This is a genomic window from Methylobacterium sp. yr668 (assembly GCF_900116245.1).
Taxonomy (GTDB): Bacteria; Pseudomonadota; Alphaproteobacteria; order Rhizobiales; family Beijerinckiaceae; genus Methylobacterium.
This window is the reverse complement of the sequence record NZ_FOZY01000040.1, coordinates 21,270-34,847: the sequence shown is the minus strand read 5'-3', so window position 1 is coordinate 34,847 and position 13,578 is coordinate 21,270. Positions and strand designations below refer to the sequence as shown.

Sequence of the window (13,578 nt, the reverse complement as noted above, 5' to 3'; positions counted from 1 at the left end):
GCGTCGGCCATGTCGTTCTTCTGCCGCTTCACGAACGGCTTCACGTAGGCTGGTGGGATGAGCCGCGTTTCGTGGCCTGCCAAAGCTATCTCACGGGCCCAGTAATGAGCGCTGGCGCATGCTTCCATAGCGACCACGCAACGCGGAAGTGTCGAGAAGAACGTCAGCACCTGATCACGCCGCAGCTTCTTGCGGAAAACGACGGCGCCGCTCGTATCCGCGCCATGAACCTGGAAGACTGATTTAGCGAGATCGATCCCGACTGTGCTAACCTCACCCATGGACGCCTCCTGCAGTGGTGTTGCAACACCTCCACTCTGGCACATCGATGCCGCCAGGGGGCGTCCACCCCTACGCTTCTGAGGAGCACCGATGCCAGGCTGTATGACCGGCATGGGTCGATAGGAGCTTGTCCGCTTTTCCAGCAGCCTCGCTCCGAAGCAGAACGGAAGCGTCCGGCCAAGGCCTGCCGATTTAAGCCGTCGGGCGTCGTTGACGCCGCCCGACCGCAGCAGGTGATGGCAGGTCGCTGCTGACCGCCATCTCGACGTTGCATTTGCACAGCCGTATCGGGTCATTAGGCCCACCGCAGCGGATCCGGCTCTGGAATGACGCCAACGAACCCACCGCTCCGGCGGGTGTTTCCACCCATCCTGCTACCGACATTCCTCGCCGTCGTGGACGGCACTATCGTCGCCGCGGCCCTGCCCGCCATGGCCGGCGCGTTCGGCGAGGTGGAGCGGGTGACCTGGGTCGTCGCGTCCTACCTCGTAGCCAGCACCGTGGCGGCGCCCGTCTACGGTCGGCTCGGGGACGCCCTCGGCCGGCGTCGTCTGCTGCTGACGGCGCTCGCGCTGTTCGTCGCCGCGTCCGCGCTCTGCGCCTGCGCCCCAGGCATCCTGTCGTTGACCGGGGCGCGGATACTCCAGGGCTTCGGTGGCGGCGGCCTGATGGTACTGTGCCAAGCGCTCCTGGCCGAGAACGTCCAGCGCCACCAACTCGGGCAGGCGCAGGGCGTGATGGCCGCGGTTATCGTGACCTCGTCAACGTTCGGGCCGGTGGCCGGCGGGGCGCTCACGCAGGCGTTCGGATGGCCCTCGGTGTTCCTGGTGAACCTGCCGCTTGGCCTGCTGGCGATGCTGCTGGCGCTACGCCTGCCCGCCCGGGGCGGGGGCGGTGGGTCGGGCGCGTTCGATTGGCCAGGGCTGCTGTTGTTTGCCGGAGCGGTAGTGCCGCTCCTCTTGGCGCTGGAGGGACTGCAGGGTGTCGAAGTCACCACGGCCTTCCCCGCTTTGGCTGAGATCGCGCTATCTCTAATCTGCGTCGTGCTGCTGGGGTGGTGGGAGCGGCGGGCGGCGCGGCCGCTGTTCCCGCTGAAGCTTCTGCGTCGCCCGGCCATGTGGCGGGCCAACGCCATGGCCGCCTGCTCCGGCGCGCTGCTCGTCAGCGAGGCGACGATCCTGCCGCTCCACCTACGGGCGGTGGATGGTGCGTCGGCCGGGCAGATCGGTTTGATGATGCTGCCTTTGACGGCGACGGTCGGGCTGGGTTCACTGATCACCGGGTGGCTAGTCTCGCGCACCGGGCGCGTGGCCGTCTTCCCTTCGGTAGGACAGACGGCGGCGGCGCTGGGTCTGCTGCTCGTGGCGTTCGGATCCGGCCCCGCCAACGCGGTGCTCGGGCCCTGGGGCCTCCCAGCGTTGCTGGCGGTTGTGGCCGTGTTTCAGGGTTCGGCAATGCCGGTGGCCCAGATCACGATGCAGTCCCAGGCCCCATCCGACCAGTTGGGCGCAGCATCGGCCGTCGTGCAGTTGTCGCGCTCAGTCGGCTCGGCGATCGGTGTTACGCTGGTGGCGGGAGTCCTGTTCGCGGCGTTGAGCCGGTACGGGGCCTCCGAAGCGTTCGCGGACGCGGTTCGACACGGGCCGTCTGTCCTGGCGGGGCTGCCTGAGGCTGAGCGCATCCGGGCGGCAGACGATATCGCCGGCGGCTTCTCCGCCGCCTTCGCAACGGTCGCGGTCTTCGCCTTCCTCAACGCCGCGCTCGCTTGGACCCTTCCATTGCGCCGCCTGTAGGATCTGCTGGAGATCTCGGGCGAGCGCGCGCGACGCAGTTGGGCGGCCTGCGCCGAGACCGAGGACGGCTAACGACGTCGCGCTGATCCCGGGCTGCGAAGGTGCAAGCTGCGGGAACGAGTCGGCAGGAAAGGCCTGGGGTGAAGGGGCCGCAAACCGCAACTCGCCGTAACGACGTCTGCTTCCGCACATCGTCAACGCGAAGGCGGACGAACTGCTTTCGGCCATACTTCGCCATGTCGGACGGCCAACCCGCGCAAAACCAGCCGCGCGGCTTCGCGCCCATGTCGGTCATTCGAAGCCGAAGGATAAAGTCTCCGAAACGGACACCAAGTCCTCAGTTTCCATCGATAGTTCTTCTTACCTAAGCGCTACCAAAAAAGCCTACTCGCCGACGAGTTCGGGCGACGTGTTGCGCTTGGTCAGGCGAGATCCTGTCGCATGAATGCCTCTGTTCGGAACAGGACGATTGAGGGCTGTGAGATGTTTTGACATGCCAGGGGAAAGACGCGGAATGTCGGCCCTGGAAGGCATCCACCGGATGGTGATGCCGACCTACGGGCCATCGCCGGCACCGGCCCCGCCGTACGGCTGGAACAGCACGCGAAGGACGGTCAGGCCACGGAACCCGCCGGACGGTGTGCGCCAGCGGATCGACTGTCTCTCGGACAAACCGACGAGGGCTGCACCAACCGGTGACAAGACCGAGATGGCATGTCCCTCCGCATCCTCCTCGCCAGGGTAGACGAGCTTCATGCGCCCGACCTGGTCCGTAACGTCGTCCCGGTACGAGACCTCCGCATGCATGGTGACCACGCGCGGCGGCAAGGCCTGAGGCGCGACTACCGCGGCGCGGTCGAGCTCCTCCGCCAGCCATGCCGCTACCGCGGCTCGGGGATCCGACGGGTGGGTCGCGGTCACGATCTCCCGCAGCGACCGCAGGTCGGTCGTCGGGATGACCAGCGGCGGGCGTTCTTCTAGGCTGGCGGGAGCGGGCATGTCGGTCTCGGCACGTGGGGGATGCTCGGGGGAGCCGGCGGATCTTCGGCGGGTTCAGGCGAAGGCCGGCTCGCGCACGTCGAGCACTGTCAGTCGCTTGGCGGCTCCGGTCCGGGTCACCCAGGCGATGGACTGCCCCCCGCTCAGGCCGAGCAGGGCCGCGCCGACCGGCGTCAGCACCGAGATCCTTCCCAGTCCGATGTCGGCTTCACCCGGATAGACGAGGCTCACAACCTGCACCTTACCGGTCGTGTCGTCGCGGAACTCGACCTCGCTGCCCATCCGCACGAACCCGACAGCGGACCTCCCGGCCCGCACGAGCTGAGCCCGGTCGAGCTCGTCCGACAGGTAGCCCGCCAGTTCCGGCATGCGGTCCATCGCGGCGGACGCCAGCCCGGCTAGGCGCTCGCGGTCCTCCGCCGTCACCTTGATCTTTGGCAGGTTTAGGCCGCCGACGGCCATTTTCGTCGTATCCATCTCGCAAAATCCTCGCTCAGGCGGCGCGTGGGACGGGGTCGTCGTCATCGTCGTCCGCGGGGACGGGCGGCGGGTTCAGCCCTGGCAGGACCAGCGGGACAACCTTGCGGTCGCCCGCGTCCGTGGGAGCGGGTTCCGGGGCGGGGGACGGCCCGGGCGTGTCGTCGGTCATGCGGGTCTCCTGGACGCACCGAGGCCGCGTCGCCGGCGTGCCGGGCCGTGGTCGCGCGAACGGGCGGACCGGGCGGCTACGGGCGCCGCGGTCTGCGTTGGATCGGTCTGGATTGGGTGCCGCCGAGCCTCTCGGCCGACCGTCGGGCGCTTCGCGGAAGCTGTCCCGGCTACCCCGAGCGGGACGGACGTGCGCCGTCGGCTCGGGGCTACTTGCCCGCGATCAGGTTGCTTGCCCGGAGCAGGCCACGGTTGAGGGTCGCGTCGGTCGGCATGATACGCCTAAGATTGGCGACGCCCGAGCCGTTGTCAAACCCGACGGCCGCTGACCGGCAACGGTGCTTCGAACGGCTTGACACCGGGCGGTGCCGTCCCGACGTTAGCCCTGTCATGTCGAACCGCCTTCAGAGCATCCGCCTCCTGGCGCGCTCGGGCAGCCTGCAAGCAGGCTCGTAGCCCTGGCGCTCCGCCGGCCTGTCACGGGTCACGGCCGAGGCCAGGGACGATCTCCAGCAACCCCTTCGTCCGTTAGCGCGGCGCCCTCCCGGTCGCCGCCGGGCCGCTGCCGCGCGCCGCTCGCGCGGGACCGGCCATGCTGTGAGGTGCCAGGATGCACGCGGTCCATGTACTCCCGCCCATCACCATCACGACCAGCGACTTCGACCGGCTCGTGGTCTTCGGGCTCGACGCCTATCTCCGTGGCGACCGCCAGGCCGATTTCCTGCTGTCGGAGTTGAAGCGGGCGACCCAGTGCCCGCCGCGCGCGCTGCCGGGCGAGGTCGTCTCGGTCCACCGCTGGGTGCACTACCGGCTCAATGACGATCCGACCGTGCGAGGCCAGCTCCTCGTGCATCCCTACGACCTCACGGACCTGCCGGGCGGACTCTCGGTCGCGAGCCCGCTCGGCACGGCGCTGCTCGGCCTGCGGGTGGGCGACCGGATGCCATTCCGCATCGACGATGCCGGCATCCAGCACGTCGTGACGGTCGAGGGCATAGGCCGGCGCTTCTCAGATAAGCCGGTCCGCGGCCGTGGGGCGCCCGCGCCGCGCGAGGCCTAGCCACGAAGGCCCCGGTGCCGTGCCGGCCCGGCACGGCCCACTCCCGGCCGGCGGCCATCATCAAACATCAGAACCCGGGGCAGCTCGCCCCGGGTGGGATCGTGCACGTCGTCGGCGCCGGCCTCGCCTGGCTGGAGGGCACGACGGGACCATGCGCCGAAGGGGGGCGCCGGACCCGGGACCGGCAGCTCGGCCCGCATAAATTCGGCCTTGGGCTGACACCGTACGAACAGGAGGAAAACCTTGCGCATCCTCGTCGCCACAGACTTTTCGACCCGCTCACAGCGGGCCGTGCGACGCGCCGGCATCCTGGCGCAACAGACCGGAGCCGACGTCATGCTGATGCACGTCGTGAACGGAGCGGGTTCCCGGCAGGTCGCACGGGACATTCGCGAGGCGCAGCGCATGACCGTTGAGCAGGCCGCGGTCGTGCCGGAACTCTTCCGCGTGGACTGCCGCTCGCTCGTCGTCCCGGGACGCCTGCCCGACCCGGTGCTCAACGCGGCGGCGGCGCGGCAGGTCGACCTGATCGTGGTCGGCTCAGATCATGGAAAGGACGCGCAAGGCCTTGGCCGGACGGTCCGCGACCTGATCCGCGCCGCCCCGTGCCCGATCCTCGTGGTCAATCGGTCCGTCGTGGGTCCCTACGCCGAAGTCACGGTCCCGGTCGACCTCTCGGCCGCGTCGGCGCGGGCATTGCACAGCGTCGCGTCGCTGGGCCTCGCAGACCGCGCCCGCGTCACCGTCGTCCACGCCTTCGACGTGCTGGGCAAGCCGAAATTGTCGGGGTTCGGCATTCCGCGCGAGCAGATCGAAGGCTACGTCGAGAGTTGGCGCTCCGTGTACGCGGAGGAGACTGAAGCCTTTCTCGAAGCCGAGGGGCTCGCAAGACGGAACTGGGTGAGGCGGACGGAGGAGGGGCGCCCGGACGAGGTAATCGCCAGCCTCGCGGCGCGAACCTGCTCCGAGCTCCTCGTCATGGGCACGCGTGGCCGGACCGGGTTCAGGAGGGCCCTGCTGGGAAGCGTCACCGAAGCCGTCCTCGCCGCCTGCCAGGCGGACGTGCTGGTGGTCCCGCCGCCCCGGCCCGGCTCATCCAGCAGGTCGGAACGATCAGGATGGCCCTTGTCCGCCAGGGCCGAGCGCACGGCCCTACAGGTCGTCACGGCGTGAGCGCCGGCGCTCAGCCGCAGCCATCAAACGCGCCTCCGGATGAAGGGAACCCGGGCTTCGGGAACCCACAGGCGGCTCGCCCGGATGGACATACGGCAAGGCGTTCATCGGCGAGGAAGGGTCGATGAGGATCATTGGCGCGCGCGTCATGGCCATCGCCGTCATGTTGCTGGTCATGGCGGTATGGCGCGGGCTTGAGCAACTCGGAGTCGCCTCGCTCGTCGAGGGCTGCCTCGTCGCCGCCATTGCCGCGACCGCCGCGACGGCCCTCGCTCGTTGGTGAACCTGCCCGCCTCCTCCGAAGCGGAGAGGCCGCAAACGGCTAGGTCCAGTCCCACAGACTTGTGCCTCTGACTGACTGAGGCAGATGGAAAGCTTCCGGTCTGCTCATCGATTGGCAGCCCAGGAAGGTACCGTCGCCTCAGCCATAGTCGTGCTCGGAAGAGGCTCAGGCTTTCGCGACGACTGGAAGCCGGAAGGGCGCTCCGAGCCGATTGAATGCGTTCATCGCCGCGATGGCAATCGTGAGATCCACGAGATCCTTTGCCGTGAAAGCCGCGCTCGCGGCCGCATAGGCTTCGTCGGAAGCGTGCGTCTCGCTGACCAGTGTGACTTCCTCCGCCCACGCGAGCGCAGCTCGGTATTGGTCGGAGAACAGGTGGGGCACCTCGGCCCAGACTGCAACCAGGGCGACCTTCTCGAACGGCATCGTCTTGAGGAGATCACGGGTATGTAGGTCGATGCAATGCGCGCAGCCATTGATCTGCGACACGCGCAAGAAGACGAGGTGGATCAGTTCGTGGGGTAGCTCGGTGCCCGTGGTGATGTAGTGGTGGATGCCGAAGAGCGCCCTCGCGCCCTGCGGCGCCACCTCAGTCCACACCAGCCGCTTGTTCTGACTCATGACGGATCCCAGTGCTCGGAACGCCGGCGATCGACGTTCGAAGCTACGACGAGCTGGCCCGCAGAGATGTGACACGCCACGCCACATTCCTGCTCGACAGGCAGACAAGTGGCTCGTTCACGCTCGGACGTCCGCTTCGGAGCAGTCTCGCCGAGGCATCGCCGACCGACCTGGGTCGAAAAGAGGCCGTTTGCTCCAGGAAATTGTCGTGGCGAAACGAACATCCATGGGCGATGGTTCGACATCTCTTCACTCATGTCACATCTGCCGACACCGTCTCGTCTCTGTCGATGACGCGCGTTTCGTGATCCTGACGTGCCAGGTGCGCGCGCGTCCCATGGAAGGGATGACGATGACTGCTGTAGTACCTGCCGATGCCAGACGAACCGGTCCGGGATACGTTGGCTCTTCGCGTGTGCGAGGAGAGGAGTTGGTGCCATCGCGCTACGTGGTGCGGGTCGGTGAGATCGATGTGCTTGTTGTCAGCGATGGAGTGCTGCCGCTCCCGACCAAGATGTTGGGACACAACGTCGATACGGCCGAAAGGGCGGCGTGGCTCAACGACATGTTCCTGCCATCGGACGCGTTCGACTGGTCGCTGAACGTGGTTGTCGTCCGCAGCGGCGGCCAGACCATCCTCATCGACGCCGGCTTGGGGCTGGACCCGAACCTGAACCTGCCGCGGGCCGGGCAACTGGTCAGGCGACTGGAGGCCGCTGGCATTGATCTCGCGGCTGTGACCGACGTGGTGCTCACTCACATGCACATGGACCATGTCGGCGGGCTCCTCGTAGACGGAGTGAAGGAGCGGCTGCGCTCGGATCTGCGGATCCACGTGGCGGCTGCCGAGGTCAAATTCTGGGAGGCGCCTGACTTCACGCAGGTCGACATGCCAGAGGGGTTTCCTGATGCGCTCAGAGCGGCCGCTAAGCGGTTCGCGCAAGAGTACCGCAATCAGCTGCGACTGTTCGACGAAGAGTACGACGTCGCGCCGGGGGTGATGGTCCAGCGCACCGGCGGTCACACTCCCGGGCACAGCGTGGTCCGCCTGTCATCCGGCGGCGATCGGCTTACATTCGCCGGCGACGCCGTGTTCGCGGTCGGATTCGAGCATCCCGACTGGCACAACGGCTTCGAACACGATCCCAAGGAGGCGGCTCGCGTTCGCGTTCGGCTTCTGCGGGAATTGGCGGCGACCGGCGAGCAGTTGATCGCCACGCACCTGCCGTTCCCGTCCGTCGGCCGGGTTGCGTCTGATGGCGACGCTTTTCGGTGGGTTCCCGTGTTCTGGGACTTCTGAGTGCATGGAGCCCGTGCTGGCCCGGTCGTCCGTTGAACGCGGGAGTTCGCGCACGGGTGCCTCATCGACAATCGTTCTTCCTCGGGATCGGGATCGGTCCTGAGGATGCGCCTCCGTCGGCTCGTGCACCGTCCCGGCAGGTTTGAACCGAAATGGCTCCTTCCCACGGCTGCCCCGGTCCCGAGCATCCCACAAGGTCAAGCCCTTGCTAGGCCCAAGTCGGGCGCATTGATCTTCCACGCCGATGTCACACTGCGAGGGGCGCTCCTCGTCATGACCGCGCCCGTCCCAAAGGGATTGGAGCTGAGATGGAGCGTCACATGAAGATCGTCGTCATCGGCGGAACTGGGCTGATCGGCTCGCAGGTCGTCACCAACCTGAGGAGCGCCGGCCACGAGGTGCTCGCGGCCTCGCCCAATACCGGGGTGAACGCTGTCACGGGCGAGGGCCTCGCGGATGCGTTGCAGGGCGCCGGCATCGTCATCGACGTCGCCAATGCGCCGTCCTTTGCCGAAGACGTGGCGATGGACTTCTTTGTCCGAGCCGGAAGGAACCTCGCGGCGGCTGAGGAGGCTGCGGGCGTCACGCACCACGTGGCGCTCTCGGTGGTTGGGACTGAGCTCCTGCTTGACAGCGATTACTTCCGCGCGAAGCTGGCCCAGGAGGAACTGATCGCCTCGGCGGGCGTGCCCTGGACGCTGGTCCGCGCCACGCAGTTCTTCGAGTTCGTCGGCACGATTGCGGGAGCGGCTATCATCGACGGCGTCGCCCGGGTGACCTCCGCCTCGATCCAGCCGATTGCATCGGCCGATGTAGCCGCGAAGGTCGCTGAGGCCGCGCTCGCACCACCTCGTAACGGCATGATCGAGATCGCCGGTCCTGAGCGGCTGCCGATGGTCGAGTTGGTGAAGCGCCACTTCGACGGCATCGGCGAAACGCGTGACGTCATCACGGACGACACCGCTCCCTATTTTGGAGTGCTCCTCGAAGATCGCTGGTTGACACCCACTGGTGACGCTTGGCTGTCAAAGCGGCGCTACAGCGACTGGCTGGCCGCGCAGCCGAAGCGCGTGACCTGAGGTATGCTGCCGATGGATGCGGCCTACGTCTCGGCGCTTTCCGCGCTTGCGGGTTCCAGTATTGGCGCGATGGCCTCCTTCGCGACGACATGGCTGACGCAACACAGCCAGGAGCGAGCAACTCTGCTGGTGCAGGACCGCGCGCGACGGGAAGCCCTCTACGGCGAGTTCATTCGGGAGGCGTCGACCTTGTTCGGCGACGCCTTCCAGCATGACCTCAAAGATCCGGCCAAACTTGTGAACCTGTATGCCATCGTGAACAAGATTCGGCTCTTCGGCGGTTCGGAAACGCTCGAAGAGGCGGAGCGTGTCATGCAACGCATCGGCGAAACTTACTTCGCCCCGCATAAGAGTATTTCGTCCTTCGCGGACATCCACCACGCCGGCGACCTCGATCCACTCTGTACCTTTTCCAAGGTATGCCGCAGGGAGCTCGCAAGCGCCCGGCGGTGAGACTCATTGAGGCATCAGCTCTCCCGCTGCCCCTCCGAACAGCCTTGCCATACGTTCGAGCTTGTCCGGGTTGCGGGTGAAGTAGATGCCGACGATCAGGCCGCCCTGGATATCGAGGGCCACGGTCTGGAGGGTTCCGCCCGGCTCCAGGCTGAAATAGCCCGGCAGGCCATCGATCCAGAGGTCCTGCAGCTTCTGGGCATGCTGGATCCACGACTTCCGCGCAGCTCCCTCAAACATACGCATGACCTTGTCGATGCCGATGATAGGCCGCGGGAATGCGTGTACCTTCCCGCCACCATCGGAGTGCACGATGACGGCTTCCGCGAGCATGCTGCGAAGCGCCGCGACGTCGCCTGTCGCTGACGCCTCAAAGAAGGCTTTAGCGATGCGTGTCCCCTCTTCCCTGTCGACGGGGAAGCGCGGACGTGCCGACTGCACATGCCTCCTCGCTCTGGCTGCGAGCTGACGGACAGCTGGCGGCTCACGCTGAAGTGTCGCCGCGATTTCCCCAAGCGGAACCGCGAAAACGTCGTGCAGGAGGAACGCGGCCCGCTCCAGAGGAGAGAGCCGCTCCAAGGCGAGCATCAGCGTGAGTGTCAGGTCATCGCCAGAGGCGTCGTCCGGAGCCATGGCGACGGGCTCGGGCAACCAAGTTCCAAAGTATGTCTCTCGCCGTGCGCGGGCGGACTTCATGACGTCCAGGCAGAGCCGCGTCACCGTGCGCGACAGGAAGGCACCGGCCGACGATACACCAGCATGATCGACGTACCGCCAGCGGAGCCAGGCGTCCTGCACGACATCCTCGGCCTCACCGAATGAACCGAGCATGCGGTATGCGAGCCGGACAAGCCGCGTCCGCTCCTGTTCGAAGATGATGGTCGGATCATCAATGGTCGGCATGGCGAAGCGACCAAACGCTGAGGGCGACCGCAATAAGCGCAGGAAGTGTCACCGCAGGGAAGTCACGGGGCAGCACCTCCGGTCCGCAAATGCCCACTGCAACCTCCCAGAAATGGAATAGCGCATGCCCTGAGAGCCAGATCGCAGCCATGCTCCAAAGCAGAGCACGCGAATCGGGCCTCGCCGCCCCGTAGAGAAATCCCGTACCGATCAGCACGAAGATCAGGCCGATATCGCGCAAGAAATGTTGATTGAATGGGCCTGTCGAGGTCACGCCTGGCACCGCGAAGTACCAAGTCTCAGGCGAGGCGAGCATGAAGATGCCGTTGCCAGTTAATCCTACGCCGAGCAGGCCAGCCAAAACCGGGATAAAATGGCTCATCGCACTCTCTCCTCGTGATCGGTCCACGAGGGTGACGACGCGCGAACGCAGGATGTGACATCGGTTGGAAATAATCTCGGGGCTGTCGTCAAAGCCTCGGCCTTGTACAGCCCATCTCGCCAAACTCGTGCCGACTGCCGCTAACCGCTCGAACGTCCGATTTCAGCCCCACAGCGAGCAAGCGCCTCCACCCCGAGCCGAATTTGGCGGACCGCTGACAAACGACCGCTTCGGAGAAGCGCCGACGACGGTGCGAGCGGCTGGATTGAGTTGGTAGGAGGCCGTCTGCTTTTCTGGCCGATCTTCTACGAAGCAGCCGTTCCGCTTACGGCCAAACCCGGTCATTCAGAGCTGCTGAATTGAACTGCCCGGAAGCAGACGATCCCAGAGCCTGGTTGGGATCAATTTTGTTGAAAAAATCGGAAGCGGGTCGAAGCAGCGCCGCGAAGAGTACCGACCGGAGAAAGTCCTACTATCGGCGTCGCCAGAATGCGCTCCGTGTGTAGGATTGCCGCGGCGCGAGAGACCAATCTTCTCCCAGACATCATCTTGGACCACGCCGAAGGCGCTGCCATCGAGCTCTTCAACGAAATCGATTAATTCGAGACGAAATCCGAAGCCGCAACAATGTTGTGCTTCATATGTTCAAGGACTGGGAGCGGACAGACCGGTTTCGGACAGGTTCGATTAGTCTTGTTAGCCAAGGATGCCGGCAAACGAACTTTCTAACGGGCCGAGGAGAGGGCGAGTAGTGCCCCGCACCAGCTACCAGCCGTGTGATTTGGGCCGCAGACGACACGGCGAGATCTCGTTCACCACATCCCCAAGCCATTCAGAGCCTGGCAACGCGCCGTGACCCAAATGGGCGGCGGCGTAGCCGTGGTGAGGAGCCTGGCAATCGGTGAGGTTGGAGCGAACTTTTTCCGACAGGGGCTTCCGCCTGGCGGGTGGTGTCGGGAAAGAGGCTCGCTCGTTGAGATTCGCTTCGGCTCAGCGTCGGTGTTGCGGCTAGGAGAAACGATCCAGTCGCTCAGCCGGGTCGGACCCTCGAGAACAGGTTCACGAGGCGGCCGTGTCCGGCGGCTGGAAGCGTGCCGCCGCCTGGTCGCGCGCATTCAAGATCTCGGCCATGCGAACGAGATCAGCCAGCGACTGTGCCTCCATCTTTTTCATTAGGTTGCCCCGGTGGATTTTCACCGTGATCTCGCTCAACCCGAGGCGATGCGCGATCTGCTTGTTCATCAAGCCCGCGGATACGAGGCCCATGACCTCGCGCTCACGCGGGGACAGGGCCTCGTAGAGCGATTGCAGCCGGGTTTGGCCATCGTCCGCAGCGCGGCGCTGACGATCGACGTCGAGGGCGGCGGCTACGGCAGCGAGCATGTCGGCATCGTCGAAAGGCTTCGCCAGGAAATCGACGGCACCCGCCTTAATGCCCTTGACCGACATCGGTATATCGCCGTGGCCGGTCATCAGCACGATCGGGATCGGATTGCCGGACCGGCGCAGATCGGCTTGGAAATCCATCCCGTTCAATTCTTGAAGCCGGACGTCCAAGACGAGGCACGACGGCCGGTTCGGCAGTTGTTGGGACAGAAACGCCGCCGGGCTCTCGAACAGCATGACGTCGTAGCCGCTGGAGCGGAACAGGCTGCCGAGGCCTGATCGAACTGCCGCCTCGTCATCTACAATACAGATCACCGCGTCCGCCTCGGCTTCGTCCATTGTGTTCGTCGGCGTGTCCATGCGTCGGCCCGGAAGGCGCACTCGATCGATAAGCCAGGATCAGACCCCGCGCCCCAGGCGGTCGTGACAGCGATGCCTCAAGGTCGTTGAAGAGCAGCGCATCCGACGTCGGCGATTGTCATACTTGGCAAACCGCTCCGACCATAGCGTCAGATCCGGACGCGCTCTTGAACGTTCTTGCGCCGTTTTGACGAAGGGCGGCCGACCCCGGACGGGGGTCGGTCCATGAGTAGGACGTCGATCCGGCCGGGCTGGCTTATCCCGCATCGGCGCGCTGGCAAGCCGCCGCGCCTGCCGTGACAGCGCGGAAAAGCTTCTCGTCCTGCGGGCGGTTGCCACCAGTTGCAAGTCGAAGAGGTTTTAGCCGTTCCGGCCGCCCGAAGCCTTCGACGTAGCCGCCATGCCGGTGAAGGGTAGGGGCCGCATCATTCACGCAGATGCCGAATCCCTCGGCGCACCGATTCGGCTCGGCAGAATACGGAACGCTCGTACGGTCCAAATTGCGCTCCTGAGATCCAAGACCTGGATGCGCTCGACCTGTAGGTGGCGCAAGTCCCCGAGAACAATCCAGCCCGACGCAGACCGCGGATTATACCTTCATATAGGTCCATCTGATGAAGTAAGTGGCTAGAACAATATTGGCGCCGAAACCGCCTTTCGCTTGCTAATAATCCTGGCGCATCTAGCGGGCATGCACACGACGTGCGTGTCGATTTCTACAGTAAATCGCCTTGCTATTCGGCTGACAACTTGAATTATGTGGCCTGTTTGTTGTTTTGGTTTGCCAGGCTTCGTGTCGACGAAGCGCCCGCTCCCATCCTTGGGTCAGGCATCCGCGTGACAGAAACGGAGGACG

13 protein-coding genes and 1 pseudogene are annotated in these 13,578 nt (G+C 65.5%); 7 read left to right on the top strand and 7 right to left on the bottom strand.

Annotation, left to right across the window (positions count from 1 at the left end; all coding sequences use genetic code 11):
* Positions 1-281 (bottom strand): annotated as a pseudogene (locus BM419_RS28105) (IS110 family transposase); the annotation flags it as partial.
* Positions 282-608: 327 nt separating this feature from the next.
* Here BM419_RS28105 and BM419_RS28100 point away from each other — a divergent pair.
* Positions 609-2,075 carry an MFS transporter gene (locus tag BM419_RS28100; RefSeq protein WP_091928380.1) on the top strand — a complete coding sequence of 489 codons (1,467 nt, stop codon included), beginning with the start codon at positions 609-611 and terminating at the stop codon, positions 2,073-2,075.
* A 555-nt stretch (positions 2,076-2,630) separates the two neighbouring features.
* Here BM419_RS28100 and rnk (BM419_RS28095) read toward each other — a convergent pair.
* Positions 2,631-3,074, bottom strand: a complete 444-nt coding sequence (rnk, locus tag BM419_RS28095; protein ID WP_091928379.1) for a nucleoside diphosphate kinase regulator — start codon at positions 3,072-3,074, stop codon at positions 2,631-2,633.
* Positions 3,075-3,128: 54 nt separating this feature from the next.
* On the bottom strand, positions 3,129-3,551 hold the full coding sequence (rnk, locus tag BM419_RS28090; protein WP_091928378.1) for a nucleoside diphosphate kinase regulator: 423 nt from the start codon (positions 3,549-3,551) through the stop codon (positions 3,129-3,131).
* Between the two features lie 781 nt (positions 3,552-4,332).
* Here rnk (BM419_RS28090) and BM419_RS28085 point away from each other — a divergent pair.
* The 3 genes from BM419_RS28085 to BM419_RS32635 all read left to right on the top strand — a co-directional run bounded on the left by BM419_RS28085 (position 4,333) and on the right by BM419_RS32635 (position 6,238).
* Complete coding sequence (locus BM419_RS28085) at positions 4,333-4,782, top strand: GreA/GreB family elongation factor (RefSeq protein WP_091928377.1); 450 nt, start codon at positions 4,333-4,335, stop codon at positions 4,780-4,782.
* A 243-nt stretch (positions 4,783-5,025) separates the two neighbouring features.
* Positions 5,026-5,955 carry a universal stress protein gene (locus BM419_RS28080; protein WP_091928376.1) on the top strand — a complete coding sequence of 310 codons (930 nt, stop codon included), beginning with the start codon at positions 5,026-5,028 and terminating at the stop codon, positions 5,953-5,955.
* 124 nt (positions 5,956-6,079) lie between these two features.
* Entirely contained in the window at positions 6,080-6,238 is a 159-nt protein-coding gene (locus BM419_RS32635) for a hypothetical protein (protein ID WP_175556398.1), read from the top strand.
* A 165-nt stretch (positions 6,239-6,403) separates the two neighbouring features.
* Here BM419_RS32635 and BM419_RS28075 read toward each other — a convergent pair whose 3' ends face one another.
* Complete coding sequence (locus tag BM419_RS28075; RefSeq protein ID WP_091928375.1) at positions 6,404-6,859, bottom strand: carboxymuconolactone decarboxylase family protein; 456 nt, start codon at positions 6,857-6,859, stop codon at positions 6,404-6,406.
* Positions 6,860-7,205: 346 nt separating this feature from the next.
* Between BM419_RS28075 and BM419_RS28070 the strand changes: the two genes are divergently transcribed.
* The 3 genes from BM419_RS28070 (at position 7,206) to BM419_RS28060 (ending at position 9,691) form a co-directional block, all read left to right on the top strand.
* Positions 7,206-8,159: an MBL fold metallo-hydrolase gene (locus BM419_RS28070; RefSeq protein WP_091928384.1), complete on the top strand. Its 954-nt coding sequence runs from the start codon at positions 7,206-7,208 to the stop codon at positions 8,157-8,159.
* A gap of 320 nt (positions 8,160-8,479) precedes the next feature.
* Positions 8,480-9,238 (top strand): SDR family oxidoreductase, encoded by a 759-nt coding sequence (locus BM419_RS28065; RefSeq protein ID WP_175556397.1) that lies wholly within the window; start codon positions 8,480-8,482, stop codon positions 9,236-9,238.
* A 3-nt stretch (positions 9,239-9,241) separates the two neighbouring features.
* Complete coding sequence (locus BM419_RS28060; protein WP_244540897.1) at positions 9,242-9,691, top strand: hypothetical protein; 450 nt, start codon at positions 9,242-9,244, stop codon at positions 9,689-9,691.
* Between the two features lie 3 nt (positions 9,692-9,694).
* Here BM419_RS28060 and BM419_RS28055 read toward each other — a convergent pair whose 3' ends face one another.
* The 3 genes from BM419_RS28055 to BM419_RS28045 all read right to left on the bottom strand — a co-directional run bounded on the left by BM419_RS28055 (position 9,695) and on the right by BM419_RS28045 (position 12,701).
* On the bottom strand, positions 9,695-10,594 hold the full coding sequence (locus BM419_RS28055; protein WP_091928373.1) for a sigma-70 family RNA polymerase sigma factor: 900 nt from the start codon (positions 10,592-10,594) through the stop codon (positions 9,695-9,697).
* Positions 10,581-10,976, bottom strand: coding sequence for a hypothetical protein (locus tag BM419_RS28050; protein WP_091928372.1), 396 nt, complete (start codon positions 10,974-10,976; stop codon positions 10,581-10,583). The genes BM419_RS28055 and BM419_RS28050 overlap by 14 nt, the downstream gene beginning before the upstream one ends.
* A 1,059-nt stretch (positions 10,977-12,035) precedes the next feature.
* Positions 12,036-12,701 (bottom strand): response regulator transcription factor, encoded by a 666-nt coding sequence (locus BM419_RS28045; RefSeq protein WP_091928382.1) that lies wholly within the window; start codon positions 12,699-12,701, stop codon positions 12,036-12,038.
* Between the last annotated feature and the right edge of the window lie 877 nt (positions 12,702-13,578).

Coding starts and splice junctions, on each gene's coding strand:
- BM419_RS28100 (WP_091928380.1), top strand. CDS start 609: ATGACGCCAACGAACCCACCGCTCCGGCGGGTGTTTCCACCCATCCTG.
- rnk (WP_091928379.1), bottom strand. CDS start 3,074: ATGCCCGCTCCCGCCAGCCTAGAAGAACGCCCGCCGCTGGTCATCCCG.
- rnk (WP_091928378.1), bottom strand. CDS start 3,551: ATGGATACGACGAAAATGGCCGTCGGCGGCCTAAACCTGCCAAAGATC.
- BM419_RS28085 (WP_091928377.1), top strand. CDS start 4,333: ATGCACGCGGTCCATGTACTCCCGCCCATCACCATCACGACCAGCGAC.
- BM419_RS32635 (WP_175556398.1), top strand. CDS start 6,080: ATGAGGATCATTGGCGCGCGCGTCATGGCCATCGCCGTCATGTTGCTG.
- BM419_RS28075 (WP_091928375.1), bottom strand. CDS start 6,859: ATGAGTCAGAACAAGCGGCTGGTGTGGACTGAGGTGGCGCCGCAGGGC.
- BM419_RS28070 (WP_091928384.1), top strand. CDS start 7,206: ATGACGATGACTGCTGTAGTACCTGCCGATGCCAGACGAACCGGTCCG.
- BM419_RS28065 (WP_175556397.1), top strand. CDS start 8,480: ATGAAGATCGTCGTCATCGGCGGAACTGGGCTGATCGGCTCGCAGGTC.
- BM419_RS28060 (WP_244540897.1), top strand. CDS start 9,242: ATGCTGCCGATGGATGCGGCCTACGTCTCGGCGCTTTCCGCGCTTGCG.
- BM419_RS28055 (WP_091928373.1), bottom strand. CDS start 10,594: ATGCCGACCATTGATGATCCGACCATCATCTTCGAACAGGAGCGGACG.
- BM419_RS28050 (WP_091928372.1), bottom strand. CDS start 10,976: ATGAGCCATTTTATCCCGGTTTTGGCTGGCCTGCTCGGCGTAGGATTA.
- BM419_RS28045 (WP_091928382.1), bottom strand. CDS start 12,701: ATGGACGAAGCCGAGGCGGACGCGGTGATCTGTATTGTAGATGACGAG.